Source organism: Janthinobacterium sp. UMAB-60 (assembly GCF_900095235.1).
Taxonomy (GTDB): Bacteria; Pseudomonadota; Gammaproteobacteria; order Burkholderiales; family Burkholderiaceae_D; genus Janthinobacterium.
The window spans coordinates 53,939-78,429 of the sequence record NZ_LT607486.1 but is presented as its reverse complement, the minus strand read 5'-3'; the positions used below and the strand labels follow the sequence as shown (position 1 = coordinate 78,429).

At 62.4% G+C, this 24,491-nt stretch carries 30 protein-coding genes; 15 read left to right on the top strand and 15 right to left on the bottom strand.

The genetic code is table 11. The features are described 5' to 3' along the window. Window positions 1-152: 152 nt before the first annotated feature. Window positions 153-353, bottom strand: coding sequence for a KTSC domain-containing protein (locus K0F86_RS10285; protein WP_219134303.1), 201 nt, complete (start codon window positions 351-353; stop codon window positions 153-155). Window positions 354-580: 227 nt separating this feature from the next. On the opposite strand from K0F86_RS10285, the gene K0F86_RS10280 reads away from it, so the two are divergent. Beyond that, window positions 581-1,459, top strand: coding sequence for an EamA family transporter (locus tag K0F86_RS10280; RefSeq protein WP_219134302.1), 879 nt, complete (start codon window positions 581-583; stop codon window positions 1,457-1,459). Window positions 1,460-1,686: 227 nt separating this feature from the next. Continuing rightward, on the top strand, window positions 1,687-1,992 hold the full coding sequence (locus K0F86_RS10275) for a cytochrome c family protein (RefSeq protein WP_257572105.1): 306 nt from the start codon (window positions 1,687-1,689) through the stop codon (window positions 1,990-1,992). Window positions 1,993-2,196: 204 nt separating this feature from the next. Here K0F86_RS10275 and K0F86_RS10270 read toward each other — a convergent pair whose 3' ends face one another. Beyond that, window positions 2,197-2,460, bottom strand: a complete 264-nt coding sequence (locus tag K0F86_RS10270) for a DUF378 domain-containing protein (RefSeq protein ID WP_197678713.1) — start codon at window positions 2,458-2,460, stop codon at window positions 2,197-2,199. Between the two features lie 332 nt (window positions 2,461-2,792). Between K0F86_RS10270 and K0F86_RS10265 the strand changes: the two genes are divergently transcribed. After that, a complete protein-coding gene (locus K0F86_RS10265; protein ID WP_219134300.1) occupies window positions 2,793-4,190 on the top strand; it encodes a methyl-accepting chemotaxis protein in 1,398 nt (465 codons plus the stop codon). 21 nt (window positions 4,191-4,211) lie between these two features. Here K0F86_RS10265 and K0F86_RS10260 read toward each other — a convergent pair whose 3' ends face one another. From K0F86_RS10260 to K0F86_RS10250, 3 genes are read right to left on the bottom strand one after another with little or no spacing between them, the layout of a single operon-like run. Then, window positions 4,212-4,736: a GNAT family N-acetyltransferase gene (locus K0F86_RS10260; RefSeq protein ID WP_219134299.1), complete on the bottom strand. Its 525-nt coding sequence runs from the start codon at window positions 4,734-4,736 to the stop codon at window positions 4,212-4,214. A gap of 7 nt (window positions 4,737-4,743) precedes the next feature. Then, window positions 4,744-5,316: a helix-turn-helix domain-containing protein gene (locus K0F86_RS10255; protein ID WP_219134298.1), complete on the bottom strand. Its 573-nt coding sequence runs from the start codon at window positions 5,314-5,316 to the stop codon at window positions 4,744-4,746. 32 nt (window positions 5,317-5,348) lie between these two features. Continuing rightward, window positions 5,349-6,248, bottom strand: a complete 900-nt coding sequence (locus tag K0F86_RS10250; RefSeq protein ID WP_219134297.1) for a LysR family transcriptional regulator — start codon at window positions 6,246-6,248, stop codon at window positions 5,349-5,351. Between the two features lie 105 nt (window positions 6,249-6,353). On the opposite strand from K0F86_RS10250, the gene K0F86_RS10245 reads away from it, so the two are divergent. Further along, entirely contained in the window at window positions 6,354-7,430 is a 1,077-nt protein-coding gene (locus tag K0F86_RS10245) for a YeiH family protein (protein ID WP_257572083.1), read from the top strand. Between the two features lie 106 nt (window positions 7,431-7,536). Then, complete coding sequence (locus K0F86_RS10240; protein WP_096235620.1) at window positions 7,537-8,178, top strand: LysE family translocator; 642 nt, start codon at window positions 7,537-7,539, stop codon at window positions 8,176-8,178. A gap of 2 nt (window positions 8,179-8,180) precedes the next feature. Here the strand turns inward: K0F86_RS10240 and K0F86_RS10235 are convergent, their stop codons facing one another. Further along, window positions 8,181-8,945 (bottom strand): alpha/beta fold hydrolase, encoded by a 765-nt coding sequence (locus K0F86_RS10235; RefSeq protein WP_219134295.1) that lies wholly within the window; start codon window positions 8,943-8,945, stop codon window positions 8,181-8,183. A gap of 85 nt (window positions 8,946-9,030) precedes the next feature. Between K0F86_RS10235 and K0F86_RS10230 the strand changes: the two genes are divergently transcribed. Beyond that, entirely contained in the window at window positions 9,031-9,789 is a 759-nt protein-coding gene (locus K0F86_RS10230; protein WP_219134294.1) for a helix-turn-helix domain-containing protein, read from the top strand. Here K0F86_RS10230 and K0F86_RS10225 read toward each other — a convergent pair. From K0F86_RS10225 to K0F86_RS10215, 3 genes are read right to left on the bottom strand one after another with little or no spacing between them, the layout of a single operon-like run. After that, on the bottom strand, window positions 9,786-10,427 hold the full coding sequence (locus K0F86_RS10225) for a CatA-like O-acetyltransferase (protein ID WP_219134293.1): 642 nt from the start codon (window positions 10,425-10,427) through the stop codon (window positions 9,786-9,788). The two genes, K0F86_RS10230 and K0F86_RS10225, sit on opposite strands and share 4 nt — an antisense overlap. Before the next feature lie 37 nt (window positions 10,428-10,464). Continuing rightward, window positions 10,465-10,854, bottom strand: coding sequence for a DUF5071 domain-containing protein (locus K0F86_RS10220; protein ID WP_219134292.1), 390 nt, complete (start codon window positions 10,852-10,854; stop codon window positions 10,465-10,467). A gap of 13 nt (window positions 10,855-10,867) precedes the next feature. Beyond that, window positions 10,868-12,088: an MFS transporter gene (locus K0F86_RS10215; RefSeq protein WP_219134291.1), complete on the bottom strand. Its 1,221-nt coding sequence runs from the start codon at window positions 12,086-12,088 to the stop codon at window positions 10,868-10,870. A gap of 190 nt (window positions 12,089-12,278) precedes the next feature. Between K0F86_RS10215 and K0F86_RS10210 the strand changes: the two genes are divergently transcribed. After that, the gene (locus K0F86_RS10210) at window positions 12,279-13,058 is read left to right on the top strand and encodes an EAL domain-containing protein (RefSeq protein WP_219134290.1); all 780 of its coding nucleotides are present in this window, start codon (window positions 12,279-12,281) and stop codon (window positions 13,056-13,058) included. A gap of 33 nt (window positions 13,059-13,091) precedes the next feature. Here K0F86_RS10210 and K0F86_RS10205 read toward each other — a convergent pair whose 3' ends face one another. The 4 genes from K0F86_RS10205 to K0F86_RS10190 all read right to left on the bottom strand — a co-directional run bounded on the left by K0F86_RS10205 (window position 13,092) and on the right by K0F86_RS10190 (window position 15,663). Further along, entirely contained in the window at window positions 13,092-13,388 is a 297-nt protein-coding gene (locus tag K0F86_RS10205) for a pentapeptide MXKDX repeat protein (protein ID WP_219134289.1), read from the bottom strand. A 90-nt stretch (window positions 13,389-13,478) separates the two neighbouring features. After that, entirely contained in the window at window positions 13,479-14,210 is a 732-nt protein-coding gene (locus K0F86_RS10200; RefSeq protein ID WP_374197278.1) for a molybdopterin-dependent oxidoreductase, read from the bottom strand. A gap of 50 nt (window positions 14,211-14,260) precedes the next feature. Then, entirely contained in the window at window positions 14,261-14,845 is a 585-nt protein-coding gene (locus K0F86_RS10195; protein WP_257572082.1) for a cytochrome b/b6 domain-containing protein, read from the bottom strand. A gap of 11 nt (window positions 14,846-14,856) precedes the next feature. Next, on the bottom strand, window positions 14,857-15,663 hold the full coding sequence (locus K0F86_RS10190; RefSeq protein WP_257572081.1) for a DUF1223 domain-containing protein: 807 nt from the start codon (window positions 15,661-15,663) through the stop codon (window positions 14,857-14,859). A gap of 130 nt (window positions 15,664-15,793) precedes the next feature. Here K0F86_RS10190 and K0F86_RS10185 point away from each other — a divergent pair, with 130 nt between their 5' ends. From K0F86_RS10185 to K0F86_RS10155, 7 genes are all read left to right on the top strand, one after another. Then, window positions 15,794-16,378 (top strand): sigma-70 family RNA polymerase sigma factor, encoded by a 585-nt coding sequence (locus tag K0F86_RS10185; protein WP_219134286.1) that lies wholly within the window; start codon window positions 15,794-15,796, stop codon window positions 16,376-16,378. Further along, window positions 16,375-17,022: an NrsF family protein gene (locus K0F86_RS10180; RefSeq protein ID WP_219134285.1), complete on the top strand. Its 648-nt coding sequence runs from the start codon at window positions 16,375-16,377 to the stop codon at window positions 17,020-17,022. The genes K0F86_RS10185 and K0F86_RS10180 overlap by 4 nt, the downstream gene beginning before the upstream one ends. Before the next feature lie 119 nt (window positions 17,023-17,141). Continuing rightward, window positions 17,142-18,641 carry a DUF4331 domain-containing protein gene (locus K0F86_RS10175; RefSeq protein ID WP_219134284.1) on the top strand — a complete coding sequence of 500 codons (1,500 nt, stop codon included), beginning with the start codon at window positions 17,142-17,144 and terminating at the stop codon, window positions 18,639-18,641. Window positions 18,642-18,654: 13 nt separating this feature from the next. Next, window positions 18,655-18,903 (top strand): hypothetical protein, encoded by a 249-nt coding sequence (locus K0F86_RS10170; RefSeq protein ID WP_219134283.1) that lies wholly within the window; start codon window positions 18,655-18,657, stop codon window positions 18,901-18,903. Between the two features lie 64 nt (window positions 18,904-18,967). Then, window positions 18,968-20,182, top strand: coding sequence for a hypothetical protein (locus K0F86_RS10165; RefSeq protein ID WP_219134282.1), 1,215 nt, complete (start codon window positions 18,968-18,970; stop codon window positions 20,180-20,182). Further along, complete coding sequence (locus K0F86_RS10160) at window positions 20,182-21,309, top strand: HupE/UreJ family protein (RefSeq protein ID WP_219134497.1); 1,128 nt, start codon at window positions 20,182-20,184, stop codon at window positions 21,307-21,309. The genes K0F86_RS10165 and K0F86_RS10160 overlap by 1 nt, the downstream gene beginning before the upstream one ends. 258 nt (window positions 21,310-21,567) lie before the next feature. Continuing rightward, window positions 21,568-21,963, top strand: coding sequence for an aldo/keto reductase (locus K0F86_RS10155; protein WP_374197274.1), 396 nt, complete (start codon window positions 21,568-21,570; stop codon window positions 21,961-21,963). 28 nt (window positions 21,964-21,991) lie between these two features. Here the strand turns inward: K0F86_RS10155 and K0F86_RS10150 are convergent, their stop codons facing one another. Continuing rightward, window positions 21,992-23,194 (bottom strand): hypothetical protein, encoded by a 1,203-nt coding sequence (locus K0F86_RS10150; RefSeq protein WP_219134281.1) that lies wholly within the window; start codon window positions 23,192-23,194, stop codon window positions 21,992-21,994. 204 nt (window positions 23,195-23,398) lie between these two features. Here K0F86_RS10150 and K0F86_RS10145 point away from each other — a divergent pair, with 204 nt between their 5' ends. Then, on the top strand, window positions 23,399-24,154 hold the full coding sequence (locus K0F86_RS10145; protein ID WP_219134280.1) for a DUF3944 domain-containing protein: 756 nt from the start codon (window positions 23,399-23,401) through the stop codon (window positions 24,152-24,154). Between the two features lie 97 nt (window positions 24,155-24,251). Here K0F86_RS10145 and K0F86_RS27455 read toward each other — a convergent pair. Continuing rightward, on the bottom strand, window positions 24,252-24,491 hold a 240-nt coding region (locus K0F86_RS27455; RefSeq protein ID WP_257572080.1), incomplete at its 5' end, for an RNA 2'-phosphotransferase.

The following is a 24,491-nucleotide window of genomic DNA, read 5'->3' as shown; positions in this document are numbered from 1 at the left end:
TCAAGGCGAATTAGCTGAAGCTAAGAAAGCAGCATAGAGGAGATGAGAAAAGGTTTTGATTTCTCGGATTCCGCTATTAGCGCTCTAAGTTGCTGACAGCCTGCCAATGACCACTTCTGGCCTATTGCCGACTCTTTTAAACAAAATTCCGATTAACATTGGTAGCGATCTTTGATGTGCTCATTGTAGTAAGTCCCCTTGGAGTTGGCACGCATGAAAGCAGCATGCACATTCGGAGGTACTCGGCAAAAATCATAACTATGCCCTTGCTGGAATTGGATACGCATGCGAGCTGTTTGCTCGTCGTAACCAATCGCAACAATGGCGCTGGAATTTCCTCGAACCATTTGCATGGCAACTCCTGAAAGTGTTAAGAATCAAAAGGGTAAAGGCTGTTCGATTAGGAACGACTACTTCTAGCCACTAGTAAACAATTCCACGACTGTAGCGCATTTTTGCAACATGATATCGAAAAAGAAGCCGCGATACACCAGTCATGTCAGCAACTGCCCAGTTAAATCTCCCCAGCTTACCAATCTGCCAGCGACTGCCAGCCTCTGCCGTATTAGAATACCGCCCCATGACCTCCCCCGCCTCGACCTCCCCCCTTCCCGACAGCATTTTGCTCCCGTCCCTGGCCGTCCTGGGAGGGCAGATTTCCGTCAATCTGGGGGCCGCGATTGCGAAGAATCTGTTTCCTGTCATCGGCGTCGAGGGGATTACGGCGTACCGGGTGGGTTTTTCGGCGCTGATCCTGCTGGCCATCTTCCGGCCCTGGCGTTTCCGGCTGACGCGCAAGGATGTGCTGAACTTGCTGGTCTACGGTTCCGTGCTGGGCTTGATGAACTTGCTGATTTACCGGGCGTTTGCGCTGATACCGATCGGTATTGCGGTGGCCATCGAGGTGACGGGGCCGCTGGCCGTGGCCATGCTGTCGTCGCGCCGGCCGCGCGATTTGCTGGCCGTGGCCTGCGCCGTGTTTGGCTTGTATTTATTGCTGCCGCTGCAAGGCAGCCCGGGCAGCCTGGACCCCGTCGGCGTGGCGTATGCGCTGGGGGCGGCGCTGTGCTGGGCGCTGTATATCATCTTCGGCAAGCGCGCCTCGACCTTGCAGGGCGGGCAAGCCGTGGCCTGGGGCATGGCGGTGGCGGCCATGGTGACGGTGCCCATCGGCGTCGCGTACTCGGGCACGGCCCTGCTGGCGCCATCGATTGCGCTGATGGGCCTGGCCATTGCCATGCTGTCCAGCGCCCTGCCGTATTCGCTGGAAATCTTTGCCTTGCGGCGTTTGCCACAAGGCGTGTTCGGCATGTTCAGCAGCGCGGCGCCGGCCGTCAGCGCACTGGCCGCCATGGCGGTGCTGGGAGAACTGTTGAGCCTGACCCAGTGGCTGGCCATCGCCTGCATCGTGTTTGCGTCGGCCATGGCGGCGCTGGGCGCACAGGGCGGCAAGCGCTAGCGGTATTGCGTCCATCCTGCGCCGCTTCCTCGCATCCATGTCCGTGCTGGCGGCAGGTTTTGATGTACGCCTGTAAAATGCGTCATCGCTTGCCACACATTGCCACACATCGCATGCCCGCCTCACCGGTGACATCCACCTTTCGCTTTCTCTTGCCTCTTGCCTCCGCAGGTTTGCTGCTGACGCACGCTGCCATCACGCACGCAGCCGCCGTTCCCGCCCCCCTCATGGGCAATGCCGAAGCGGGCAAGGCCGCGTTTCGCAAGTGCGCCTCTTGCCATCAGGTGGGGCCATCGGCGCGCGGCGGCTTCGGCCCCAAGCTGACGGGCGTGATTGGCCGCAAAGCCGGTGCCACCACCGACTACAAGTATTCGGCGGCCATGAAAAACGCGAACATCGTCTGGACCGAGCAAAACCTGGCCGGTTTCCTCAAGGCGCCCAGCGATTTCATTCCCGGCAATAACATGCGCTTCTGGGGCATCGGCAATGCCCAGCAAGTGGCCGATCTGCTGGCTTATCTGCGCACGCAGTAAGCACCTGCATTAGCACAGGCAGCAAAGCATGCATTACCAACGCATGCACCGATGCTTGCGCCGTCCGGCAAGGCGACCACGCACAGGCCCGCCCGCCCCCACATGCGCGTACATGCGCGTACATGCAAGCAGGCACCGCCCCATCAAAACCCTGACAACTGCCAGCGATGGGCAAGTCTGGCGCTGACGCGCCAGGGGCTTCCCCTAGGACTTGGCTGGCAGCTTGCGCACGCACAGGTAAATGGAATACACCGCCGCCAGCCCTACCAGCACGTACACGCCGCGCGACGCCGTCGTCATGGCGCCGAGGATGCGGGCCACGATGTCGATGTCGAACAAGCCCACCAGCGCCCAGTTCAAGCCGCCCACGATCAGCAGGATCATGGAGATCCAGTCGACCACGTTCAGGCGCTTTGCCGTCATTTCCTCGTTTGCCGCCCCGTCCGATCCTGCCTGGATATTCGCCATCTCAACCTCCCTTGGATAATAAAAATGACCCGCCGCCGGGTCTGTGCAAGGAACAGTGTAGGCGCGGCACCGGCACGCGCCAGTCGGACGATGCCGGGTATGGGAGTAGGAAGACTCTGTAATAAGACGGGTGATTTTATCTGGCAACAATTTCGACAATGGTTGCCCGTTGTTGCTAAACAAGCAGTGACAAATTCCAATATGGAAATATTTATAGATTACTTAGTATTGCACTGCTACACTCATTTCACCCCAGCAACATCAGGGGCAACAGCGCCACGCCGTGCCGCCCGCATGGGGTGCGGCCACCATGAGACAACAGCTGAGGGGACATGAATATTTCAAACACACGCATCGGTGTACGCCTGACAACGGGTTTTTTGCTGGCATCGCTGTTGCTGGCCGTGGTCGTCGGCATCAGCACGTGGCAGCTGGCCACGGTAAGCGGGGAAATCGACAGCAGCGTGAACCAGCGCTATGCGCGCATTGAGCAATTGCAGGCCACGCGCAACAGTACGCAGGAACAGCCCGCCCTGCGCGACATCGACCAGCAAATCGCCACGCAATCGGCGCAGATGCGCGCGGCGGCCGAGGCCGCCATGGCGCGCGCGCACAATACGAGCGTGCTGATCATCGCGCTGGGCCTGATCGGCGGTGTGTTGAGCCTGGTCACGGCCTGGTTCATCAGCAGCGGTATCGTGCGGCCCCTGCGGCACGCCGTCAAGGTGGCGCGCAAGGTGGCTGGCGGCGACCTGAGCGGCAATATCCGCGTCGAATCCGGCGATGAGGTGGGCCAGTTGCTGCAGGCGCTGAAAGACATGAATGCCAGTTTGATCCATATCGTGGGCGACGTGCGCGGCGGCACGCAGGACATCGCGGGCGCGTCAGGCGAGATTGCCGCTGGCAACCTGGACTTGTCGCAGCGCACGCAGGCGCAAGCCAGTTCGCTGGAGCAGACGGCCGCCTCGATGGAAGAGCTGACTGGCACCGTCAAGCAAAATGCGGACAATGCGCGGCAAGCCAACCAGCTGGCGCAATCGGCCGCCGACGTGGCCGGCAAAGGGGGCAAGGTGGTGGCAGAAGTGGTCGATACCATGAGCTCGATCAATGCTTCGTCGAAAAAGATCGTCGACATCATCGGCGTGATCGACGCCATCGCCTTCCAGACGAACATCCTGGCCCTGAATGCTGCCGTGGAAGCGGCGCGCGCAGGCGAACAGGGACGTGGCTTTGCCGTCGTGGCCGCCGAAGTGCGCACCCTGGCCCAGCGTTCGGCCGGCGCGGCGCGGGAAATCAAGCAACTGATCGGCGACTCCGTCGAGCGGGTCGATGCGGGCGCGCGCCTGGTCGATACGGCGGGCGCCACCATGCGCGAAATCGTGGCCAGCGTGCACCGCGTGACAGACATCATGGGTGAAATCAGCATGGCCAGCGGCGAACAATTGTCCGGCATCGAGCAAGTCAATGCCGCCATCGTGCAGATGGAGCATGTGACACAACAAAACGCCGCGCTGGTGGAACAGGCGTCGACGGCGGCGGCCAGCATGCAACAGCGCGCCCAGCAGCTATCGGGCACGGTGGGCATCTTCACCTTGGGCAACGAGACAGCGTCCAGGCACGCGGCGCCGGCCATCAGCCTTGTCGCGACGCAAGACACGACGCATGACAAGGGCACACCTGCCCTGTCACGCTCACGCGCCCCTGCTGTTAGAGCGCGCCTGAAAGCCTGAGTTCCCCGCCTGAGTTTCCCGCTATAACTGCTTGTACATGAGGGTGGTGGCGTCCAGCCGGTCGCCGGCCGGCGCCAGCGCATAGGCGGGGATGCTGCCCGCCACCGCGTAACCGAGCGACAAATACAGCGGTTCGGCATGGTCGCCGCTGCGCGTGTCCAGGGTCAGCAGGCTGCGCGGCAAGCGGCGCGCCTGTTCTTCCAGCGCCTGCATCAGCTGGCGCGCGAGGCCGAGGCGGCGGTAAGCGGGCGCGACCAGCAGCTTGCGCACTTCGGCCCGGTGCGCCTGGTTGGGATTGGTATCCCAGTCCAGCTGCACGGCGCCCGCTACCTTGCCTTCCACTTCGGCCACCAGCAGCAGGCGCACGCCATGCGTCACGGCCGGCAAGACATTCTCCGTCCAGAACGCCTGGCTGGCCGCCACGTCGAACGGCAAGATGAAACCGATGCTGGCGCCGTCGTGCACGCAGTCTTGCAACAAGGCGCCCAGTTCCGGCAGGCGTTCACGAATATCAGCGGACGAAAAATGGCGCAGCGATGCGGGCATGATGACCTCAGACGAGAAAGAGAAAATAGCGGGCGCCGCTGTCCGGCGGCGTCGCAAACGCGCTGGCGCCATGCAACTGGTAGCGCAGGCAGTCGCCCGGCAATAAATCGTGCGAGCGGCCGTCGACCGTCACGTTCAGCTTGCCGTCCTGCAGCAACAGATGGTGTTCCATGCCGGGCCGGGGCGAGGCCGCGTAGGCGATCGTCACACCCGCGCCCAGTTCGCATTCGAGCGCTTCGCCGGCCAAGGCGCGTGAAGGGGGCGAGACGGAGCGGCGGACAAAGCCGGTGTCCGGGTCCGTCCACACGCTTTGCTGAGCCCGCCGCAGCAAGGGCGGAAAATCGTCCTCGACCATGCGCAGCAGGCGCGACATGGCCAGGCCATACGCGGCGCACAGCTTGCCCAGCACGGCTGTCGTGGGGCTGACTTCGCCATTTTCCAGGCGCGACAGGGTGGCGCGGCTGACCTGGCTCAGGTTCGCCAACTGATCCAGCGACCAGCCCCGCTCCACGCGCAACTGTTTTAATCGCGCGGCCAGCCGCTGTTCCGTATCGTTCTCGGTGAGTATCAAATTTTCCATATAAGAGAATTTATCCCATATATGGAAAAACATCAAGCCATGCGCGAGGCGTGACGGCACAGTTCCAAAAATCCCGTCAAGCGGGGCGAAAGGATTTTCTTCGATTGGCGGATCAGGTAAAAATTGCGCTCCAGGGGCGGCAGCATGGTGTCCAGTTCCACCAGTTGCCCGCTGGCCAGCAGATCGGCCACCACCACCCGCGACAGGCAGGCGATGCCCAGCCCCGCCGCCGCGCCATACTTGATGGCTTCCGAGTTGCTGAATTCGCCTGCGGGGCGCAGATAGTGCAGATACGGCACCAGCGCCTGCTCCACGGCTTCACGCGTGCCCGAGCCCGCTTCGCGCAGCAACCAGCCCACCTGGTTCAGTTCCGCAAAGCTGAGCAGATGGCGCAGCTGCGCCAGCGGGTGCGTGGGCGCGGCCACGATCAGCATCTGGTCCGTCAGCCACGGTTCCACCAGCAAGCCCGCCTCGTGGCACGGCCCTTCGATCAGGCCGATATCGACCTGGAAGGCGGCCACGGCGGCGGCGATGTCGGCCGTGTTGGCAATCGTCACCTGCGGAATGCTGCGCCCGTACTGCTGCGCCGCCTGGGCCAGGATCTGCGGCAGCAGATAGATACCTATCGTCGTGCTGGCACCGATCTGCAGGCTGACGGGCACGGACGGGTCGGCGCCCGCGAACTGGCGCTCGATGCTGGCGGCCCCGTCGCGCATCTGCCGCGCCTGCGGCAACAGCAGGCGGCCATTGTCATTGAGCAGCAATCGCTTGCCCACGCGGTCGAACAGTTGTGCACCCAGCAAGGTTTCCAGTTCATTCAGGGCCGCGCTGGTGGCCGATTGCGACAGTGCAATCTGTTCGCCGGCCGCGCTGGTGCTGCCCGTGTCCGCCACAGCGAGGAAAATCTGCAGTTGCCGCAAGGTCAAAGCCATCTCATTTACCTATTATTCAGGTTAAACATACAAAAACAATCCGTTTTACCATTTAATCGCCTAACTGTACAGTCATGCCATACGCATAAAAACATGGAGTACGGCATGTCTTCCTTATCCACCACAACTACAACAAGTTTCAGCGACCGCTATGGCCGCCTCCTGCCGGGCCTGATGCTGAGCGGCGCAATCGCCTGGAGCGCCATCGCGCTGGGCAAGCTGGAATGGCTGCAAAGCCACGGCATGAGCGCGCTGACCCTGGCCATCATGCTGGGCATTGTGCTGGGCAACAGCGTGTATGGCCGCCTGGCGCCCGCCTGCGGCGCGGGCGTGGCCTTTTCCAAGCAGACATTATTACGACTCGGCATCATCCTCTACGGCTTCCGTCTGACGTTCCAGGATATCGGGCAAGTGGGCCTGGCCGGCATCGCCATCGACGCGCTGGTGCTGACCTCCACGTTTGGCCTGGCCATGTTCCTCGGCACCAAGGTGTTCAAGCTGGAACGCAACAGCGCCATTCTGATCGGCGCGGGCAGCTCGATTTGCGGGGCGGCGGCCGTGATGGCGACCGAGCCCGTCGTCAAGGGACGCAGCGAAGACGTTACCGTGGCCGTCTCCACCGTCGTCGTGTTTGGCACCATCGCCATCTTTTTGTATCCGCTGCTGTACCAGTTGAATCAAGGCTGGCAGTTGCTGGGCGCCACGCCCACGGCGTTTGGCGTGTACATCGGCTCGACCGTGCACGAAGTGGCGCAAGTGGTGGCGGCAGGCAAGTCGATCGGGCAGGAAGCGGCGAACGCGGCCGTGATCGCCAAGATGGTGCGCGTGATGATGCTGGCACCATTCCTCGTCATCCTGTCGGCGGTGCTGGCGCGCGGCACGGCCAAGGCCGGTGGCCACGACAAGGCGGCCAAGCTGGCCATTCCCTGGTTCGCCTTCATTTTTATCGGCGTGGTCGCCTTCAATTCGCTGGGCCTGTTGCCAGCGGCCACGGTAGCCACCATCACCGAGTTCGACACGGCACTGCTGGCCATGGCAATGGCGGCCCTGGGCTTGACGACGCATATGTCGGCCATCCGCCGCGCCGGCATCAAGCCCCTGCTGCTGGCCGGTCTGCTGTTCTGCTGGCTGATCGCCGGTGGCGCGGCCATCAACCACGTGGTCGCCAGCCTGTTTGCCTGAAGCCGAACCTGATTCAGGCCGGGGCCGCTGACGCGGAAGTCGAAAACTTCGTACAATAAGCGTGTTTTGACTCTCAATCCGGCTTCGGCCCCACTCAGGAACACCCATGCACCTCTCGAACTGGCTGCTTTTCTGCAGCGTCGCCCTGCTCGTCACGTTTTCTCCCGGTCCGGCCGTCCTGCTGGCCATCTCGAATGCCATCGCCGTCGGCCCGCGCCGCGCGATGATCAGCAGCATGGGCAATGGTTTTGGCCTGTTCATCATTTCCGGCGTGGCCATGGCCGGCATGGGCGTCGTGCTGGCCACCTCGGCCACGGCCTTCATGCTGCTGAAACTGGCTGGCGCCCTGTACCTGGTGTACCTGGGCATCAAGCAATGGCGCAGCAAGACCAGCATCGTGGCCGATGCGCCCGTGGCGCTTGGCGCGGCGAATCCAAATTCGTTCTGGAAACTCTTCCGCCAGGGCTTGACGGTCGCGCTGACCAATCCCAAGGCCATCCTGTTCTTCTCGGCCCTGTTCCCGCAATTCATCACGCCGGGTGAACCGGTGGCCATCCAGTTCACCGTGCTGACGACCTCGTTTGTCGCCTGCGCCATGCTGGCCCACTTGTTCTACGCCAACCTGGCGCGCCTGCTGAAAACCCAGCTGGCCACGCCAGGCCGCGCCAAGCTGTTCAACCGCATTTCGGGCGGCGCCTTCGTGCTGCTGGGCCTGAGCCTGCTGCGCCTGCGCGCCAAGACGGCGTAAGGTCACTGCGCCGATAGAAACGCCTCGATGCTGGCCGCCAGGGCCAGCGGCGCTTCATTCATCGGATAGTGTCCCGCATTGCCCAGCACCTCCAGCCGGGCTTGCGGGTACCACGCCAGATAGGTGCGGCGCATCAAGTCCGCATTAAAACGGGGGTCGTGCTCGCCCACCAGCGCCAGCAAGGGCAGCTTCGACGCCGCGCCGATCACTTCGCCGCTGAAATCCGTCCCGCTCCACGCGAGAAAATAGGCGGCGAACGCGGCCTGATCCGCACTTTCCCACGAATACCGCGCCTTCCAGTCCAGCCAGGTAGCGGACAAGCGCCCGCCCGTGCTGCGGGCTATGATGGCGCGCCGCGCCTGCACATCGCCGCTGGCATCGAGAAACAGTTGCCGCGCCGCTCCATCGAACGCCACGCCGCAGCTTGGCACGGGCGCCACGGCCACCAGTTTGCGCAAACGCAGGGGGGCCAGCAAGGCCAGCCGTTCCAGCGCCATGCCGCCCATCGAGTGACCGACCACGCTGAAGGTGGCGAAACCGAGCGCATCGGCCAGCGCCAGCGCGTCGCGGGCGACCTCTTCCATCGAATACGCGCCCGCCGCGCCGCGCATGCCGCCATAACCGCGATTGTCCATGAAAACATAGCTGAAAGCGCCGCCATCGAGGGCCGTTTCCATCGGTGCAAATGCGTGCGCGTCGCCAAACCAGCCGTGCAGGACGATGACGGCATGGGGGCCATGGCCCACGCGATGATAGCTATTGTGCATATACTCTCCTGAAAAAGAGTGCATGGTAGGCGCCCAGCAAGCGGCCCGCTTTCGACGCCAGGTCAAATACTGTAGAGTACGGGCCATGGATGATTTTTATACGGAAGTGCCACGCGAACTGATCGCCACGGCGCGCGACCATGCCCCCGGCACAATGTTCCCCAGCCACAGCCATGCGCGCGGGCAATTCGCCTATGCGGCGCGCGGTGTCATCAGCGTGCATACGCCGCAAGGCAACTGGCTGGTGCCGCCGCAACGCGCTTGCTGGGTCCCGGCCCAGCTATCCCACGGCATGCGCATGCATGGCGCCGTGAGCATGCACAACGTGTTTATCGCCCCGGACGCCATCGCCAGGATGGGCTTGCCACCCGATTGCCAGGTGCTCGATGCCACGCCGCTGCTGCGCCAGGTGCTGGCCGAGGCCGTGACCGTGGAGGCCCTGTATGCGGAACAGTCGCGCGCCGGGCGATTGATGGCCTTGCTGCTCGATGAAATCGCCGCCATGGCGCCCCTGCCCCTGAACGCGCCCCTGCCGCAGGACACCAGGCTGGCGCGGCTGTGCATGGAATTGCTCGAACATCCCAGCCTGGACAACAGCCTCGATGCGATGGCGGCGCAGGCGGGCATGAGCCGGCGCACCTTTACGCGGCAGTTCCGCGCCCAGACGGGCCTGGCCTTTGCCCAATGGCGCCAGCAAGCATGTTTGCTGGCCGCCATCACGCGGCTGGCCCAGGGGCAAGCCGTCACCCGCGTCGCGCTCGACCTCGGTTATGCCAGCCCCAGCGCCTTCACGGCCTCCTTCCGCCGCGTGCTGGGCCGGGCGCCCAGCGACTATTTAAACTAGGAAATCATCGTGGCAATGCGCCGCGCCAGCGCCTGCGCCAGTTTCTGCACATGGTAGCCATCGACAAAGCCGTGATGCGCCTGCGCGGAAAACGGTACCCGCATGCGGCCGTCCGGCTGCGCGGAGCCGAACTTGCCCCAAGTAAAGGTCGGGATGTCGGCGTCGCGGTGGCGGTAAATCGGGTGCTCGATGGCCGCCAGCTCCAGCCATGGCAGGCAGGTGATGAAGATATTGTTGCGCTGCTCGCGCTCGCTCTCTCCCTCGCCCGTGTTGATCAGCGCGGAACTGGCTTCGGCGAGGCGTTTCGCTTCCAGGCTGCGTGCGATGAACAGGTCAAGCTGGTCCGTCATCGTGAAACGCGTGTAATTGAGGTTCTCGTCGCCGTTGATGACGGTGTAGGACGCGGGAAAATCGTCGATCCTGATCACTTCGCCCTGGCAGATGCGATACATGAAGTTGTCGATCTCCCTGACCGTATTGAGCAGGCAAAACAGAAAGAAGTGAAACACGGGAATCTGCCGCGCCTTGCAGTACGGCCGGAAGTCCGGCACGTCGAGCTGGAAATTGATGTTGACGAGGGGATTGTCAAACGCGCGGAACAAGTCGTAGCGGTCGCGCCGCTTTGCAAAATTTTTCATGCGGCGAGTGTAGACGATGGGAGTGCTGGCGGGCAAGTCACGCCGCACCGGCAGCGCTGCGCGCCAAAATTTCCAGGGCCACCTCGGCCACGCCTTCTTCCAGCTCGCCAGCCGTTGGCGCCAGGGCGAAGCGGGTCAATTCGCCGTCCACGGCGCTAGCCAGCCTGGGGGAATGGCTCACGATGCCCAGCAGAACAACATATTTCCATTGCTCATCGTCACTGGCCAGCACCGTCTTGAGATACGGAGCCAGGCGTGGGCCGATGCTGGCCAGAAAAGGCAGGAGGATGGCGGCCACGGGCCAGTTCGCATCCTGCACCCACTCGAGGATCTGCGGCATGGCGGGACGGATTTCCTCCCATGGCAAGGCGGTCAGGGCTTGCGCGTTCTGCGTATCGTGTTTATCGCGCGGCAATGGCAGACTCATGCGAGGTATCCTGTCATGCGGCGCCGCCATGCGCCAGGCCCCGCTGCACCTTCCACGCCAACGGCAAGGTCAGCAGCAATACGGCCGCCAGCACCAGCAAGGCTGTGTGCACGCTGGTATGGTCGCCCAGCGCACCGAACAGCACGGGCGCCAGCGCCCCGCCGCCGATGGTGCCCGTGTAGAACAGGGCGAACGCGTGCTCGCGCTTGCCCGGCTCCGCCAGTTCCGGCACGACGCCGTACAGCACGGACGAAGTACCGTTCAGCGCCAGCCCCAGCAAGGGCAGCATGGCCATGACGCCGGCCAGCGGCAGCCACAGGGCGGCGACGATCAGCACGGAAGTCATCGATTCCGTCAGCCACACGGTCTTCATCATGCCGATGCGCGCGCCCAGGTAACCGCACAGCAGCTTGCCGAAGGCGCCGCCCACGAACAGCAGGGACAAGGCCACGCCGATGCCGGCCGTGCCCGCTCCCTTGCTTTTCAGCAAAAATGGCAAAAAGGTGAGAAAACCCATGCGCACGGCGCTGTCCAGGGTACCCGTGGCCAGCAGCGCGCGGAAGCCCCCTTTCGAGCCGCTGCCAGTGATGGTCTTGCCCGCCTTTTTCGCCCCGGCCTGCGGTTCGCCGGGCTTGGGCAGCAGCCACCACAGCAAACCGGCTGCCGCCAGGCCCAGCAGCCCCAGCAGGGAAACGCCGGTTTGCCAGCTGCACACGAGCAGCAGCAAACCCATCAGTGCAGGAATCAGGGTCTTGCCGATATCGCCGGCGAAATTGTATTGCGACAGCGCCTCCTTCACGCCGCCGCCCGCCTCGTGCGTGTCGGTGACGATGGACGAGGCCAACGGATGCTGCGTGCTGGCGCCCAGGCCGCCCAGCAGCAAGGCGACCAGCAGCACGGCCAGGCCGCCCGCCTGCCCCGCGATCAGGTAAGCGATGCCGGCCAGCGCCGTGCCGCCCACCAGCATGCGTTCGCGTCCCCAGCGCCTGGCCATGCGGCTGGCCAACAGCTGGAATCCGGCCATCATGCCCGAGTAGGATCCGCGCAGCAGGCCCACCATGGCGTAACTGATGGCAAACTGCGCCTGCCAGATGGGCAGCAGCACATAGATGACGTCCGTCAAGCCGTCATGCACGGCATGCGCGCTGCAGGCGGCGAACAGCGAGCGGCGGCGGATCGATTTGTCGGAGGGGTTTGCTTCGGTGGACAGCGCGGCGGCGGACGGTTCGGTCATGACTGTGCATGCAGGAAATCAGGAGGCGATCAGCTTACTACAAATTGCAAATTAGCATCTTTGCCGCCCCGCCCGCTTCTTGCCAGTCCTGACTTGGTCCTCCCTCTGTGTTGTTGCGCCACAACTTACGCTGCGCCGACGCCATACCGTGGTATAACTGAGCAGACTTTTCATCAGAAGCGGCGCAAGCATGACCTCCTCCACCGATACCTCAGGCCCATCAGGGAAAAAGGCAGGCTGCAGCCAGTGCCGGGACGCCGGACCACTCGGCTTCGATTTCACTTTTGCCTATCAACCGATCGTCGACCTGTCCACGCGCTCGATCTTTGGCCATGAAGCACTGGTGCGTGGTCCCAATGGCGAGTCGGCTTACTCGGTCTTGTCGCAGGTCAATGACGAAAACCGCTATGTGTTCGACCAGGCCTGCCGCGTGCGCGCCATCGAGGGCGCGGCCCGGCTGGGCATCGAGGAATATCTGTCCATCAATTTTCTGCCGAATGCCGTGTACCGCCCCGAAGCGTGCATCCAGGCTACTTTAGCGGCGGCGCGCGAGCACAACTTCCCCATCCGCCGCATTATCTTCGAGGTGACCGAGGGCGAAGAAGTGCGCGACCGGCCCCACCTCGTCAACATTTTTCATGAGTACCGGCGCTTTGGCTTCCAGACGGCCATCGACGATTTCGGCGCCGGCTACGCGGGACTGACCCTGCTGGCGGAATATCAGCCGCACATCATCAAGATCGACATGGAACTGGTACGCGGCATCGAGGCCAGCGCCCCCAGGCAAGCGATCGTCAAGGGCATCATCGCCATTTGCAAGGAACTCAACATTAAAGTCCTGGCCGAGGGCATCGAAACGGTCGCCGAACGCGATTGCCTGAAGGGGATGGGCATCGACCTGATGCAGGGATATCTATTTTGCAAGCCCGCATTGATGGCCATCGGCGTGATCGATCCGGCAGCGTGGTGACCGGCAGTCGCCACGCCCCGATCTGCTCCGGCCTTACTTGCCCATCGCATCCTTTTTCATCTCGTCCTTCTTCATTTCATCCTTCTTCATGCCGTCTTTCGCCATGGCGTCTTTTGCCATGCCATCCTTGGCCATGTGATCCTTCTTCATGTGCTTCTTGGCCATCGGCTTGTGCATGCCGTCCTTGTCCATCGCATCCTTGTGCATGGCGTCGGCCGAGGCGTCCTTGGCCATGGCGTCTTTCTTCATGGCATCCTGAGCGAAAGCGGCGCCCGACATGAGGATGGCGGAAGCGAGGATGGCGGCGAAGGTGGTGATCGTGGTTTTCATGATATGTCCTTGTCTCTGGGTTAAATGGGCAAGTGCCCGGCACTGCAAAATACTGCTGCTTGGTTTTGCTACTGGTGCTGCTAAAAGTGTTCAAGAACCGCCGAACCAGTTGTAGCCCTGATTCTCCCAATACCCTCCCGGATACGTGTTCGTGACAAAAATGGCCTGGATGTGCTTGGGGTTCTTGTAACCGAGCTTGGTCGGCATGCGCAGTTTCATCGGGTAGCCATATTTCGGTGGCAATTCCTGGCCGTCGTAGGTCAAGGCCATGATGGTTTGCGGATGCAGGGCCGTGGCCATGTCGATGCTCGTGAAATAATCGTCGGCGCACTGGAAGCCCACGTATCTGGCTGTCGTGTCGGCGCCAACCCGCTTCAGGAAGTGGGAAAACGGCACGCCGCCCCACTTGCCGATGGCGCTCCAGCCTTCCACGCAGATGTGGCGCGTCACCTGCGTTTCTTGCGGCAGGGCGCGCAGCTGCGGCAGGGTCCACGGCTTCTTGTCGGCGATCAAGCCGCTCAGTTCCAGGCGCCAGGCGTCGCCGTCGACCTGTTCCACTTCATCCTCGCCGTAATAGGCGTTGAAGGGAAACGGCCGCCTGATCATGGAGTCGGGATAAGTCGGCGCCAGTTTGTTCGGGTCGAACAGCCAGCCCTGCACCCGGTCGTTGAAGCGCGACACGGCCGTCAGCGCCGTCTCGATGCTGGACGGATCGCTGGCGTTGCAGCCCGTCAGCAAGGACAGGCCGCCCAGGGTCAGGCTGCGCTGCAGGAACATCCGGCGCGACGGCTGTTTGATCTGGCGCAAGGCGTCGGCCAGCATGGCCTGGCCCTGCGCTTGCACGAGGATGGTTTTTTTCATGATGGTCTCCTTTAACGTCCCCGCAGCATGGCGACCAGGGTGCGCGGCACCAGCGCCACCATCAGCAGGTGCACGCCGACAAAACCCGTCAGCAGCGCCATGGCGATGAAGTGGACCCTGCGCGCGCTCTCGTAGCCGCCCAGCAGTTCGCGCAAGATGGGAAACTGCACGGATTTCCACAGCACCAGACCGGACAGCACCAGCACGATGCAGTCCAGCATGACGAACAGGTAGGCGGCGCGCTGCACCATGTTGTAGCGGCGCGGGTCCGCATGGGCCAGCTTGCCTTTCAGCGCGGCGATGAAATCGGCCAGCAGCGCTCGCGGCGACAGGGGAAAGAACTGGCGCCGCAGCCGTCCCGAGACGATGTTAATCACCAGATACAGCAAGCCATTCGTCACCAGCAGCCACATGGCGGCGAAATGCCATTGCAGGGCACCGCCCAGCCAGCCGCCCAGGGTCAGCGCGCGCGGCAACTCGAAGGGGAAGAATGGCGCCGCGTTGTAGATGCGCCAGCCGCTGGCGGCCAGCACCACCACGGCCACGGCGTTGAGCCAGTGCGTCAGACGCAGCCAGGCGGGGTGGATCACGCTCATTTGCCCGTTCATCACATCACCCCCTTCGCGCACGATGCCGTGCTGACGGCTTGCAAGATGGCGCTGCTGTCGGCCCGCTGCACGAAGGCGACGACTTGCAGGTTTTCCGGGCGCCAACTGGCGGGCAAGTGCACTTCGCGGCGCAGCCGCGCGTGGCCTTGCGCCAGCGCAACCGGCCCCAGCCACAGACGCACGGCCGCGTCGTGCTGCAGGGTGGCGCCCCGGTTTTCGCCGCGCAGCACGGTCGAGACGATGGCGCTTTCGCTGATGGCCACATACAGCTGGCCGCCGGTGCGCGCGTCCGGCGCGCTGGCATCGGCTTCAATCACTAATTTTCCGCCCGGCGCCGGCGTGGCGGACAGGCCGATGGCGACGGGCGCGGTGGTCGCGTTGATGCGGCGGATGGCGGCCGGCAGCTGCGTATCCCAGCCGCGCAACTCCGTGCCACCCACGAAAAACTGCGGCGTATAGGCCACGTGGCGCGGCTGGTGGCGCAGCAGTTCGGCCTGGCGCGCGTCGAATTGCGGTTGCGCCAGCGGGTCCGCCCAGCCGATCTGGTCCCAGTAGGTGACGTGCAGGGCCAGCGGCACGACCAGGCTGGCCGCCCCCGCCTCCTTGCGCAAGGCGTTCAGGCGCTGGTCGGCGGGCGGGCAGCTGGAGCAGCCTTCGCTGCTGTACAGTTCCACCAGCGCCGCCGTCTGCGGACCGCTCTGCACGGCGCAGCGCTGGCCGGCCGCCAGCTGCGCCATGGCAGGGGCGGCCACAGCCGTGCTCAGCATGGGTAAAAGCAGTGTTGCAAAGCGGTGCTTGATGTCCATGGTCTTTCACCGGTATATTAAATTAAGAAACGTGCTTGCCTGTCAATTCGCCGCACCATGGGGATTGGTTACAGCCGCCAGCAAATAATTCGATATTTATTTTTTTCAACGCCTGTCACCAAAGGCCTGCATGCAACGAATACCTGTAAGCGAGCAGTTGCACGGCACGGAATTGCGGCTGCATGGCTTGATGCTGCGCGGGCTCGATGGCGATGCGGCGGCGTATCGCAGTTTCTTGCAGGCAAGCAGCAGCCATTTGCGCGCGTTTTTCCGGCGCCGCCTGCAGCGCTGGCCGGATGAAGTGGAGGACCTGGTGCAGGAATGTTTATTAGCCATCCACAACCAGCGATTGACGTATGACACGGGCGTGCCGCTGACGTCGTGGATCCATGCGATCGCGCGCTACAAGATGATCGACTGGCTGCGCCGGCACGGGCGGCGCGAGGCGCAGCACTTGCCGTATGACGAAGATGATGACACGCAGCAATTGTTTTCCAGCGCCGATGCCGAGGCGGCCGAGGCCAGCCGCGACCTGGGCAAGCTGCTGGCCACCTTGCCGGCGCAGCAGCGCGACGCCATCGTGCATACCAAGCTCGACGGCTGGTCCGTGCGCGACACGGCCGCGGCCATGGCCATTTCGGAAGCCAGCGTCAAAGTGGCCGTGCATCGCGGCTTGAAGGCACTGGCTGCAAACTTGAGGATAAGCGCAACATGAAAACCGACGATCTGATCGCCATGCTGGCCAGCGGCCCCGACGTGGCCGCCGCGCCGCCGCCCGGCACCCGCTGGCGCGCCGCTGGCACCTTGGGCGCCGGCCTGCTGGCCAGCGTGGCCTTGATGGCCATGCTGCTGGGCGTGCGGCCCAAGCTGGACCAGCTGGCCCTGCTGCCCGATTTCTGGATCAAGGTGGGCTTTGTCGTGTGCCTGTGCCTGGCGGCCTGGCATCTCAGCCGCCGCCTGTGCCTGCCGGGCGCCAGCACGCGCGCCCTGCCCCTGCTGCTTGCCCTGCCCCTGCTGCTGATGTGGACCCTGGGCGCCATCATCGTGCAGGAAGCGCCACCCGAGCAGCGCGCCGAACTGTTCTGGGGCGCCACCTGGCGCAGCTGCCCCTTGCTGATCGCCATGCTCTCGCTGCCCATCCTGGCCGCCGTGCTGCGCCTGATGCGCCAGCTGGCGCCCACGCGCCTGCGCCTGGCGGGTGCCGCCGCCGGTTTTGCCGCCGGCGCCATGGCGGCCCTCGTGTATTGCCTGCATTGCCCGGAGCTGGCGGCCAGCTTCGTCGGTTTCTGGTACGTGCTGGGCATGCTGGTGCCGACCGCCATCGGCGCGGCCATCGGGCCAAAGGTGCTGGCCTGGTAAAACCCGGTCCGCCCTGGTCAAAGACCTGAATCCGTTTTCTCCCGTCGTGCGTATAAGTCAGGCAGCCTGCTGTTCCCTTGGACTTGCCTGTCAACGCCAACAAAATCGGGAGAATCGAAATGTCTTTATCACTGTCAAAAACCACCCTGGGCGCCGCCCTCCTGGGTAACCTGTTCTTCACCCTGGCCATCGCGCCAGCGGCCTACGCTTCCAGCCACCGCGAAGCGCCGTTCATCACGCAAAACCCCAAAGTCGACGGCACCGACTTTTATATGTTCCGCAGCTATGAGGCGGGCCGCGGCGCCTACACCACGCTGGTGGCCGACTATATTCCCCTGCAAGACGCCTACGGCGGGCCCAACTACTTCTCCATGGACCCGAACGCCTTGTACGAAATCCACATCGACAATAATGGCGACGGCAAGGAAGACCTCACCTTCCAGTTCCGCTTTACCAACACCATCAAGGATGGCCAGTTCACCGTGGGCGGCAAGAAAGTGTCGATTCCGCTCGTCATCAATGGCGGCGCCATCGATTCCGTCAACCCGCCGGGCCTGAACGTGCGCGAAACCTACAGCGTGACGGTGGTGCGTGGCGACCGCCGCACGGGCACGCGCAGCGCCGTGACCAACGCCACGGGCGGCGGCACGACCTTCGACAAGCCCGTCGACTACATCGGCACCAAGTCCATCCCAAACTACGCCGCGTATGCCGCGCAGCACGTCTACACGGTCAACATCCCCGGCTGCGCCACGCCGGCGCGCATGTTCGTCGGCCAGCGCAAGGACCCGTTCGTGGTGAACCTGGGCGAAACCTTCGACTTGATCAACATCAAGGCGCCCGCCACGGAGTTTGCCGCGAATGCGGAATCGGCTGCCAGGGATGACCTGGCACGCAAAAACGTCACGGCCATCGAAATGGAAGTGCCGACCGCCTGCCTGACGGCCGGCAACGACCCCGTCATCGGCGGCTGGACCACGGCCAGCCTGCGCCAGGGACGTCTGCTGAACCCGGCACCGGGCAGCACCGCGGCGTCGAAGGAAGGCGGCGCGTGGGTGCAAGTGTCGCGCCTTGGCATGCCGCTGGTGAATGAACTGGTCATCGGCCTGAAGGACAAGGACCGCTTCAACGCCAGCAAACCGTCCGGCGACGCGCAGTTTGCCGACTACGTCACCAACCCGACGGCGCCGGCGCTGGTGGAAGTACTGTTCGGCTCGGCAGGCGCCAAGGCGCCCACCAACTTCCCCCGCAACGACCTGGTGGCCACCTTCTTGACGGGCATCAAGGGCGTGAACCAGCCAGCGACGGTCGTCGCCTCTGAAATGCTGCGCCTGAATACCTCCATCGCGCCCACCGCCGTGGGATCGCAAAAGCGCCTGGGGGTGATCGATGGCGATAACGCGGGCTTCCCGAACGGCCGCCGTCCCGGCGACGACGTGGTCGACGTGGTGCTGCGCGTGGCCATGGGCAAGCTGTGCACCTTGAACATCGGCTGCGCCCCGGCCGACGCGCCCGCCGGCGCCCTGCACTTCACGGATGGCGCTTTCCTCGACGAAACCTACTTCACGGCGGGTTTCCCTTACCTGAAAACCCCCGTGGCCGGTTCGCCACAGCAGTAACAAGGAGAACGCGATGAAAAAGCTCTATCTGATCGGCGCCCTGGCGCTCGCGGCCCTGCTGGCCGGCTGCGGTGGCGGCGGCAGCAGCCACGACGGTGATAACGGCAACGGCGGCACCACGCCGCCCCCCGTGGTCTTGCTCGATGCGTTTTATGTGGCCGTCAGCAACGTCATTCTGACCACCAGCGATGACAAGGATGGCGTCGCCATCGACGCCATCATGGCGACGTCGCCGGAAGACACGGAACCGGTGCCGCTGTAAGGCCCTTGCGGGCGCCGGGGAGTCCGCTCTCCGGCGCCCACATCAATAACTGTTGATGGCATCCATGATGAAAACACTGATCCCCCTGCTGTGCGCCTGCCTGCCCCTGCTGGCCCTGGCCGCCCCCTACACGCCGAAAGACGGCGGCGCCGTCATCGAACAGCTGCCGCGCCGCGCCGACGCCACGCAGAGCGAGTTGCGCGGCCTGCGCCAGCAATTGAATGCCGCGCCGCAAGACCTGGCGCTGGCAACCGGCCTGGCGCAGCGCTACATCGCCCTGGCGCGCAGCGAAACGGACCCGCGCTACCTGGGCTACGCACAGGCGGCCTTGGCGCCCTGGTGGCGGCAGGCGGCGCCGCCCCTGCCCGTGCGCCTGCTGCGCGCCACCATATTGCAAAGCACCCACCAGTTCGGTCCAGCCCTGCAAGACCTCGATGCCGTCATCGCGCAGCAGCCGCACAACGCCCAGGCCTGGCTGACGCGCGCCACCGTGCTCACCGTACAGGGCGATTACCCGCAAGCCACGGCGGCCTGCGCCCGGCTGTCGGCGCTCACCACGCAGCTGGTCACCGTCACCTGTATTGCGAATATCGCCAGCGTCACGGGCCGTGCCGCCGCCAGCGAGCGTTTGCTGGACCTGACGTTGCAAAGGAGTGCCGGCGCGGCGCCCGAGCTGGAAAGCTGGGCCGCCACCCTGCTGGCGGAAATGGCCACGCGGCGCGGCGAGAGCACGCTGGCCGAAGCGCGCTACAAGACGGCGCTGGCGCGGCAGCCGCGCGACAGCTACCTGCTGGGCGCCTACGCGGATTTCCTGCTCGACCGGCAGCGCCCGCAGGACGTCGTCAAGTTATTGCAAGACCTGCAGCGCATCGACGCCCTGCTGCTGCGCTACGCGCTGGCCCTGCAATCGCTGCCCGACCGGCAGACGGCCTTCCAGGCGGCCAAAGCGGAACTGTCGGCCCGTTTTACCGCCGCCATGCAGCGCGGCGACACCGTGCACCAGCGCGAACAAGCGCGTTTCGCCCTGTTCTTGCAACAGGATGCGCCGGCGGCCCTGCGACTGGCGCAGCAGAACTGGGCCATCCAGAAGGAAGTGCCCGACATGCGCATCGTGCTCGAAGCGGCCCTGGCCGCCCGCAATGACGGGGCCGCGCAAGCGGTGCTGGCCTGGATCGCTGCGAATGGCGTGGAAGACGCGGCCCTGCAGCGGCTCGTCAGGCAGCTGGGGCCGCAGGGTGGGCAAAAAATCAGTGTTATCAGGAAAGCGGGGGTACTGTGATGTGTGCTGTAAAGCGCTGTTTGTTCATCCTGCTGCTGTGCGCCTGGCTGGCCCCCGCGCAAGCCCACAAACCCAGCGACAGTTATCTGAGCTTGACAATTCACGGCCAGCGGATCGAAGGCCAATGGGATATCGCCCTGCGCGACCTCGATTTCGCCATCGGCCTCGATGGCAATGGCGACGGCGCGCTGACCTGGGATGAAATCCGCGCGCGCCACGCGGCCATTGCCGCCTACGCGCTGCGGCGCCTGCAGGTGGCCGGCGACCAGGGCACCTGCCCATTGCAAGCCGTCGAACAGCTGATCGACCATCACACGGACGGCGCCTACAGCGTGCTGCGCTTCCAGGCCACTTGCCCGGGCGGCACGCTGGCGAATTTACACATCGGCTACACCCTGTTCGCCGACCTCGACCCGCAGCACAAGGGGTTGCTCAAGATTAACAGCGACGGCACCACGCAAACGGCCATCTTCGACCCGGACAGCCCGCGCCAGACCATCTCCCTGGCCGCGCCCGACCGCCTGGCGCAGTTCGGCGCCTACGTCAAACACGGCATCTGGCATATCTGGATCGGCTACGACCATATCCTGTTTTTGCTGTCGCTGCTGCTGCCGGCCGTGCTGCTGCCCGGCTTGCGCGAACAGCAGCAGGGTCTGAAGGCGGCCTTCCTTGACGTGCTGAAAGTCGTCACGGCGTTCACGCTCGCCCATTCCATCACCCTGAGCCTGGCCAGCCTGTCCGTGGTGTCGCTGCCCTCGCGCTGGGTGGAGTCGGCCATCGCCGCCTCCGTGATCCTGGCCGCGCTGAACAACCTGCTGCCCCTGTTCCAGGGCAAGCGCCCCGTGGCCGCCTTCGCCTTCGGCCTGATCCACGGTTTCGGCTTTGCCAGCGTGCTGCGCGACCTGGGCTTGCCGCAGGGCTCGCTGCTGGCCAGCCTGCTGGGCTTCAACGTCGGCGTGGAAATCGGCCAGCTGGCCATCGTCGCCGCCTTTTTACCCGTCGCCTGGCTGCTGCGCAAGACCTGGCTGTACCGGCAGGTGCTGACCGTGGGATCGCTGGCGATTGCCCTGGTGGCGTGCGTGTGGCTGGTGGAACGGATAGCCGACATCAAGCTCATCAGCGCATGAGCGCGCCCGATTCATTAGCGCAGCTAATAAGACCATGCCGATTTCAACGGCTTATCACAGAGTCGATTGCGGCTTAGAGTAGCTCCTGTCAGTTACCGAAGGAGCTAGTCATGCACCACGTCACCGTGAACAACGACATCAGCATGCCCGTCGCCGGCTACGGCGTCTTCCAGATCCGCGATCCGGCCGAATGCGAGCGCAGCGTGATCGACGCCATCGCCGCGGGCTACTTGCCTGATCGACACGGCGGCGTCCTATATGAACGAGGCGGCCATCGGCCAGGGTATCCAGCAAGGCGGCGTGGCGCGCGAACAGCTGTTCGTCACCAGCAAGCTGTGGGTGCAGGATACGGGGTACGAGCGCACGCGCGACGCCATCGCGCAGTCGCTGCGGCGCTTGCGGCTCGATTATCTGGACCTGTTCCTCATCCATCAGCCATTCGGCGACATGCACGACTCCTGGCACACCATCGGCGTGCTGGCAAAGACCGTGCGCCGCGAGCGCATGGCGGAAAATTTGGCGATTGACCATTTTGACCTGGACGAGGCGGATATGGCCGCCATCGCCACCCTGGAAACGGGTACCAGCAGCTTCTTTTTCCACCGCGACCCCGCCATCGTGCAATGGATGGCGGGACGCAAACTAGAGATTTAAAAGAAAGCCAGGCGGTGCAGCTATATCATCACGAGCCACCAGCTAGCTTGGCTTCCTGTACATCCAATTGCCTTACTCCCTCCAAAATACCGTCTTGATACTGAAAAAGAAGACGAACCGGCTCATCGTGCTTGAGTAAAAGTCCGGCACTTTCATCAACGGCATTTTTTACAACGGCCTGACTCTGTCTGATTTTCAAAACCATATCGGCCAATTGTTTGCTCAAGGCATCGCGCCTGCGTTTGAGTGTATTTTGCGAATTAAACAACGAAGATATATTTTTAATTTCCAGGCTGAGCGACGCGCTTAATCTGGGGGCCAATCCGCCGAAATCCTCAATCGCTTGTTGAAGATCGGCATGTCGGGCTTCCTTGAGTTTTGGCTCTCCTGGAAAGAGGGAAAAAACATGCCAAGCGCAGATGCGAGTACGGATGCACAGTGCCAGATGTTGTAGCAAATCTTCCTGCTCTCTGATTTTTTTGGAAATATTTAATGCCAGTTCTTCTGTTCCAACTGTTTCAGCGTGCGGAACCGCTTTTTCGAAGCCCTGTATTAATTGCATGTACATATGATTGCTTATCGAAAGTAGATCTCTTTCGCATCGTTCAAGTTCGGTTCTTACGCTTGCCGGAATTTCCCCTGCTTCCAAGGCAAGGCGTGCCTGATCAAGATAACGGTAAGTGCCCCGTATCTGTGACGTGCGCTCCTGGTCCAAGAATCGTGAGAGATGCTCGACACCTTCGCCAATCTTATCGAGCTTCTTGCTTATATCGGCAAGATGTTTTTGCGCCACCACGACAGATGCGATCTGCCAAACGGCTCCGGCATTGACCATGTTCTGCATTTTTTCAGTAGTAAACAGTCGCGCATGCTCACTTACACCTTTGCCACCCATGGTAAAAGCCCGGAAACCTTTGCCATCAGAAGCGCGGACCAGATCACCATTCACAACAACTTCCATTAACTGTCGGCCGTTCACTTCTTTCGCCGCAAGCACCGCTGGCAATGCCTGAAGCATACTGCCAAGGCGAGCAGCCGTGGCCGCTCCCGTTGAGATACCACCACGTAAAACCTGCTCAAATACGGAAAATTGCTCGCTGGACTGAATAGTGATAAGAGCATGATCGAACTGGTCTGCAATAACGAGTACGGCATCCTCCTGCAATGGCACCTCTTCCGCGATGGCATCTGATCGATTGCCGGATGATGTCTTTCTTTTCGGGGTTTTCATAAATTCAAGTCCGTTGAGCAGTAATTTTCTTACCCAAGGTAAGCGCTACAAAATGGCAGCATCAATAAGTAGAGATAAGCATACTCCCAAGAGTATTTATCAAGGTAAAATACCGGGTTGCAACGGGTGACAGTTTACAGATTATTGGTCTACCTACGCAACGAATAGCTTTACACATATCGACATTTTTTGACAAGGAAAATTATGGCATATCGGTATGATCCAGATCTGGAATTTCTCGAAAAAATTGATTCTGTCGACCTTAACGATCTGGTCTCGTGTCTGACGCATGACAAGGATGGCTCAGCTAGACTAACAGAAGAGCTGACTGGCACGGAATTGTTTAAAAAACATCACCCAGATCATCATCAATACTGGGAACTGATCGCAGCTGAAATTCAGTGTTTTGGCGCAAATACTTTCGTGACCTTGTTCCGAGGTGGCAAGGGAGTCGAATATCGCGAGATACTGATTGACGTATGTGACAAAATGAAAGTCAACTATAACAAGGACTCTTCTGTCGAAGTCATTGAAAACAATCTTTTACTGAAAGTTTTAAAGGATGCACTTGACAAAATGCCGGCCGATGAGTTGCGCAAGCTTGCAGAATCCGTGGGCATGAAGAATATTCATCTTTTCACACCAGAATCCATGCTGGGCGTGTTTCAAGCCGTTTTCCGTGCAGGCGGATTCAAATCCTACCAACTGACGCTGGTCATTGTTAATGCTATTCTGAAAGCAATGATTGGACGCGGGCTCAGCTTTGCCGGAAACGCCGCTTTGACCCGGAGTGTTGCAGTTCTAACAGGGCCAATAGGGTGGGCAATTACCGGCGCTTGGACAGCTGTGGATATTGCAAGTGCAGCATATCGTGTGACGATTCCTGCTGTGATACAGATCGCGGCCTTGCGTCAAAAACATCTGTACGGAAGGCAAGCTGACGATATTTCATTCAGCTAAGAACTATAAGATGCACACCGCGCCTGCCTGGTGTTATTCACAAAGCGCTACACAGGCGCCTTGCAACTACGCCCGTGTACATCAACCGTAGCAGCCTTCAGGAAAAACCGATGAACGCCTGCGGCACGGCCTGCGTCAGCCACACGCCATTATCCGACACATAAAACACGTGGCCCTGCGCCTGCATGGCGGCCGCAGCCACCGTCAGCACGACGGGCTTGCCGTGGCGCGCGCCCACGGCCACGGCCGTTTCACGGCTGGCAGACAAGTGTACGTGGTTGCGCGCGCCCGGCAGCAGGCCGGCCGCGCGGATCGCCTCGACAAAGCGGCTGGCCGT

Coding starts and splice junctions, on each gene's coding strand:
- K0F86_RS10285 (WP_219134303.1), bottom strand. CDS start 353: ATGCAAATGGTTCGAGGAAATTCCAGCGCCATTGTTGCGATTGGTTAC.
- K0F86_RS10280 (WP_219134302.1), top strand. CDS start 581: ATGACCTCCCCCGCCTCGACCTCCCCCCTTCCCGACAGCATTTTGCTC.
- K0F86_RS10275 (WP_257572105.1), top strand. CDS start 1,687: ATGGGCAATGCCGAAGCGGGCAAGGCCGCGTTTCGCAAGTGCGCCTCT.
- K0F86_RS10270 (WP_197678713.1), bottom strand. CDS start 2,460: ATGGCGAATATCCAGGCAGGATCGGACGGGGCGGCAAACGAGGAAATG.
- K0F86_RS10265 (WP_219134300.1), top strand. CDS start 2,793: ATGAATATTTCAAACACACGCATCGGTGTACGCCTGACAACGGGTTTT.
- K0F86_RS10260 (WP_219134299.1), bottom strand. CDS start 4,736: ATGCCCGCATCGCTGCGCCATTTTTCGTCCGCTGATATTCGTGAACGC.
- K0F86_RS10255 (WP_219134298.1), bottom strand. CDS start 5,316: ATGGAAAATTTGATACTCACCGAGAACGATACGGAACAGCGGCTGGCC.
- K0F86_RS10250 (WP_219134297.1), bottom strand. CDS start 6,248: ATGGCTTTGACCTTGCGGCAACTGCAGATTTTCCTCGCTGTGGCGGAC.
- K0F86_RS10245 (WP_257572083.1), top strand. CDS start 6,354: ATGTCTTCCTTATCCACCACAACTACAACAAGTTTCAGCGACCGCTAT.
- K0F86_RS10240 (WP_096235620.1), top strand. CDS start 7,537: ATGCACCTCTCGAACTGGCTGCTTTTCTGCAGCGTCGCCCTGCTCGTC.
- K0F86_RS10235 (WP_219134295.1), bottom strand. CDS start 8,945: ATGCACAATAGCTATCATCGCGTGGGCCATGGCCCCCATGCCGTCATC.
- K0F86_RS10230 (WP_219134294.1), top strand. CDS start 9,031: ATGGATGATTTTTATACGGAAGTGCCACGCGAACTGATCGCCACGGCG.
- K0F86_RS10225 (WP_219134293.1), bottom strand. CDS start 10,427: ATGAAAAATTTTGCAAAGCGGCGCGACCGCTACGACTTGTTCCGCGCG.
- K0F86_RS10220 (WP_219134292.1), bottom strand. CDS start 10,854: ATGAGTCTGCCATTGCCGCGCGATAAACACGATACGCAGAACGCGCAA.
- K0F86_RS10215 (WP_219134291.1), bottom strand. CDS start 12,088: ATGACCGAACCGTCCGCCGCCGCGCTGTCCACCGAAGCAAACCCCTCC.
- K0F86_RS10210 (WP_219134290.1), top strand. CDS start 12,279: ATGACCTCCTCCACCGATACCTCAGGCCCATCAGGGAAAAAGGCAGGC.
- K0F86_RS10205 (WP_219134289.1), bottom strand. CDS start 13,388: ATGAAAACCACGATCACCACCTTCGCCGCCATCCTCGCTTCCGCCATC.
- K0F86_RS10200 (WP_374197278.1), bottom strand. CDS start 14,210: ATGCTGGCCGACGCCTTGCGCCAGATCAAACAGCCGTCGCGCCGGATG.
- K0F86_RS10195 (WP_257572082.1), bottom strand. CDS start 14,845: ATGAGCGTGATCCACCCCGCCTGGCTGCGTCTGACGCACTGGCTCAAC.
- K0F86_RS10190 (WP_257572081.1), bottom strand. CDS start 15,663: ATGGACATCAAGCACCGCTTTGCAACACTGCTTTTACCCATGCTGAGC.
- K0F86_RS10185 (WP_219134286.1), top strand. CDS start 15,794: ATGCAACGAATACCTGTAAGCGAGCAGTTGCACGGCACGGAATTGCGG.
- K0F86_RS10180 (WP_219134285.1), top strand. CDS start 16,375: ATGAAAACCGACGATCTGATCGCCATGCTGGCCAGCGGCCCCGACGTG.
- K0F86_RS10175 (WP_219134284.1), top strand. CDS start 17,142: ATGTCTTTATCACTGTCAAAAACCACCCTGGGCGCCGCCCTCCTGGGT.
- K0F86_RS10170 (WP_219134283.1), top strand. CDS start 18,655: ATGAAAAAGCTCTATCTGATCGGCGCCCTGGCGCTCGCGGCCCTGCTG.
- K0F86_RS10165 (WP_219134282.1), top strand. CDS start 18,968: ATGATGAAAACACTGATCCCCCTGCTGTGCGCCTGCCTGCCCCTGCTG.
- K0F86_RS10160 (WP_219134497.1), top strand. CDS start 20,182: ATGTGTGCTGTAAAGCGCTGTTTGTTCATCCTGCTGCTGTGCGCCTGG.
- K0F86_RS10155 (WP_374197274.1), top strand. CDS start 21,568: ATGAACGAGGCGGCCATCGGCCAGGGTATCCAGCAAGGCGGCGTGGCG.
- K0F86_RS10150 (WP_219134281.1), bottom strand. CDS start 23,194: ATGAAAACCCCGAAAAGAAAGACATCATCCGGCAATCGATCAGATGCC.
- K0F86_RS10145 (WP_219134280.1), top strand. CDS start 23,399: ATGGCATATCGGTATGATCCAGATCTGGAATTTCTCGAAAAAATTGAT.